This window comes from Oleiphilus sp. HI0117, from assembly GCF_001635235.1.
In genome coordinates this window covers 1-1,058 of the sequence record NZ_LWGA01000096.1, presented here as the reverse complement: position 1 = coordinate 1,058, position 1,058 = coordinate 1, and the positions used below count along the sequence as shown (strand labels likewise).

Genomic DNA, 1,058 nt, shown 5'->3' with positions numbered 1-1,058 from the left:
CGAGCAAAAAGCGCAATGCCCCGCGAGTCGCTAAAGAGTCGTCATCCAATAAACCATCAACACCTGTTGCAGCAGTATTCTTGACGTAAGGATCGTGATCGGTCTTAACAACAGCTAAACGGCCTAGAACCTTATCCTCAGAAATTGTGCCGTTTATCATGCCGCCTACGCTGCGAAAACTATACGAGCCAACTTCTGCGAATAGCTTACCGCTAGACTCCGCTTCTGGTTTTTTAGTGATCAGGTTAATCGTACCGCCGGTAGAGTTTCGACCATACAAAGTACCTTGTGGCCCACGCAGTATTTCGACTCGTTCAACGTCGAGAAAGTCTTCAAGAATTGAGGTTGTTCTAGATTGGTAAACACCATCGACGTGAACGGTGACACTTGGGTCTGAACCAATAAAGTCCAGGTTACTACCAATACCACGCATGTAGAGCCGTGCAGACTAGCCATTATGTGTAAGGTTCAACCCCGGCGTTTGCATACGCAGGTCTTTGATATTTCCAATACCAGCATCGCTCATATCTTCTTCGGTGTAGGCCGAAATTGCTGCCGGTACTTCTTGGAGCTTCACCTCGCCTTCTTTGGTCCCCGTTACCGTCACATCCTTTAGTTTTAATGGCTGCTTTGCTTCTGTCGGCGAGTGTCCATCGGCCCAAGCCGTCGCTGACAATATAGAGCAAAGTAGAATGGAAGATGAGGTAAAAATCGGCTTGCGAGACATTTAAACTATTCTCTTAGATTTTTTCGCGACTACGTACTGGACATCCAGTAGATATCATTATTTCGTAGCTCGCTTTTTTATACTATTTATAGTCTTTTGACTATAGGATAGATCCGTAAAAATACCAGCCTCAAAGCGCTCTAGAATACTCACTACTATTTTTGTCCCACTGATGGAAATTCTGTGTTAACGTAGCACTTCGTTTCCCCAATATTATTTTCTATTTTCTGCGAAAAACGGATTTATGACTGCTATCGCCGCGATCGACCTTCAGGAAGCTTCTGAACACCCTCATATCCCAACGCTTTCCCAACTGAGTTTATGGGTTGAT

At 44.9% G+C, this 1,058-nt stretch carries 2 protein-coding genes; both read right to left on the bottom strand.

Annotated elements, in window-relative coordinates; genetic code table 11:
- A partial coding sequence (locus A3757_RS01390; protein ID WP_156506090.1) for a TonB-dependent receptor plug domain-containing protein occupies window positions 1–433 on the bottom strand: 433 nt, incomplete at its 3' end.
- Between the two features lie 15 nt (window positions 434–448).
- Window positions 449–727 (bottom strand): hypothetical protein, encoded by a 279-nt coding sequence (locus A3757_RS01385; RefSeq protein ID WP_068553444.1) that lies wholly within the window; start codon window positions 725–727, stop codon window positions 449–451.
- Window positions 728–1,058: the final 331 nt, after the last annotated feature.